Genomic DNA, 2,134 nt, shown 5'->3' with positions numbered 1-2,134 from the left:
GATCACCGGCAAGCAGTGAGCCTTTGACCAAAGCGAGGAAGGCGCCGAGATCCGGAGGCAGCGCCATGGGATCGATCGGCCTCAAGGCTTCGATAGCCTCGCCGGGCCGGCCGTTGAGGTAATCAATCACGCCTTTGGCGATGGCAAGGCTTTGCGGATCCGTCGTAGCGCGCGACGTGGCCGCTTCGACGGTCACCGGGTTGCCGCCGCTCATGCCGTAGACAAGCAGGGCTCGAAAGTTCTTGGGATCCTTGTAGTCCTCGGCATTCGCCGCCCGCAGGCGCGCATCCGCCATCTCCAGCAGCTTGGCCTGCATCGGCAGGGCGGCATGATCGCCGGCGGCTATGCGGTCCTGGATGAGTTGCAGCGAGCGCACCAGCTGATACGGCTGCAGCGCGTCCTGGGCGAAACCGGCCGACGGGTGTCCGCCGGCCAGCAGCAACAGACCAATCAACCGGCGGGTGACGGCCGCTCGCTTCATCCGCCGGTCGCCATCAGGATCTCGATGCGACGGTTCGCGGCCGCCAATGGATCGGCTGCTATTTTCGGCTGGCGGTCGGCGAAGCCGGCAACCTCGGTGATGCGGCGTTCGTCGACGCCGCCGCGCACGAGCATGTAATAGGCGGAATGCGCGCGTGCCGTCGACAGCCGCCAATTGTCGTAGCTGTCGCCGCGGAACGGCCGGGCATCGGTGTGGCCGTTGATGCTGATGGTGCCCTTCTGGCTGTTGACGATGCGGCCGATCTTCTCCATCGCCAGCACCAGTTCGCGTCTCGGCAACGCCGAGCCGACCTCGAACATGCCGAAGTCGAGCTGGTCGGTGATCGAGATGACGACCCCCTTGTCGGTGGCTTCGACCGAGACGCCGTCGTGCAGCTTGTCGCCAGGCTTGAAAGCATCGGCCAACTGCCGCTTGACGTCGGCCGCTGCCTTTAGGGCAGCCGCGGTTGGTGCCTTCTCGCCGATATCGGGCTTGGCGGCCTTTTGCGCCTCAGGCTCCGCCTTGGCTGCGTCGGCGGCCTTGGTGCCGTCCGGTTTGGTCTCGCCGGCCATTGCGGTGGCAGGGTTCGCGGCCTGCTTGCCGGTCACGTCCTTTGCCTGCGGCCCAAGCGGGGTGGCCGCAACAGGCGGCACGGCTTTGACTTTAAGCACTTGCGTTTCGGCGGTCTTATCTCCGGGCTTGAGCGGATCGCCCTCGGTCCTGGTGCGCTCGGCGCTGGCCTCGGCGGCTGGCGCCGCCACCTGCTGCGACCAGAAATCCGGCTCGAAGGGATCGCGGTAAGAGGCACCGCCGGAGGCGCCCGTCGCCGGGCCGGCTGCCTGGGCGCCGCCGTCACCCTTCTGACTGACATTCTGCATTACGCCAGTGTCGGTGGCGATTTCTGAAAGTACCGCATAGGGATCTGCGAACAGGTGCTCGTCGGAGTGTTCCGCCTGCGGGAGTTCTTGCTTGTCTTCTTTGCGGTCCGCCGAGCCATCGCCGTCCTGGCCGGCCTTGTTGGTCGCCTTCTTCGGATTGTCGGCCGTCGTCCCGATCGCGCGCGGACCGTCGCCGAGATCCTCAAGACCTTTGCGGCTCGAATTGCGGTCGACCAGCTTGACCGGGTTGAAGTAGCTGGCGACGGCTGCCTTGGTCTGCTCGTTGGCGGCATTGATCAGCCACATGACCAGGAAGAAGCACATCATGGCCGTCATGAAGTCGGCGAAGGCGATCTTCCAGACGCCGCCATGGTGGGCCTCGTCATGGTCGTCATGGCTGCGCCGCACGATGATGATCTCGTGGCGGCCGTGGTCGGCGTCTGCGACGCTCATGCCAGGACCTCCGAGAGGACCGTCGACCATTCGGCCATGCGCGTCTCGAACACCGCCTCGTCGATGGCGACGGTCAGGTCGAAGCCTGGCGCCTCGACAAAATCGAGATTGGCGGCGCCGGGTCCGAGCGACGCCTTCAGCGTTTCGAACATCGAGAGCGGGCCGCGCACGACGATGCGCACCGCTTCGGCATCGCCGACCGCTTCGCGGATGGCGCCGGCCAATGCCTCGATCGAACGTTTCTGCAGATCGTCGCTGACGATGCCGCCGATGATGCGGGCGACCGTGGCGGCGACAAGTCCGGTGACGCGCGCCTCCATGG

At 66.0% G+C, this 2,134-nt stretch carries 1 protein-coding gene and 2 pseudogenes; all 3 read right to left on the bottom strand.

Translation table 11 applies throughout. From position 1 onward, the window contains the following. Positions 1-481, bottom strand: a pseudogene (locus EN750_RS31145) (chemotaxis protein MotC); the annotation flags it as partial. After that, the gene (locus tag EN750_RS31140; RefSeq protein WP_127399006.1) at positions 478-1,812 is read right to left on the bottom strand and encodes a MotB family protein; all 1,335 of its coding nucleotides are present in this window, start codon (positions 1,810-1,812) and stop codon (positions 478-480) included. The gene EN750_RS31140 and the pseudogene EN750_RS31145, both read right to left, overlap by 4 nt. Further along, positions 1,809-2,134, bottom strand: a pseudogene (locus tag EN750_RS31135) (hypothetical protein); the annotation flags it as partial. The gene EN750_RS31140 and the pseudogene EN750_RS31135, both read right to left, overlap by 4 nt.

It is taken from the genome of Mesorhizobium sp. M7A.F.Ca.ET.027.03.2.1 (assembly GCF_003999175.1).
Classification (GTDB): Bacteria; Pseudomonadota; Alphaproteobacteria; order Rhizobiales; family Rhizobiaceae; genus Mesorhizobium.
This window is presented reverse-complemented; position numbering and strand designations above follow the sequence as displayed.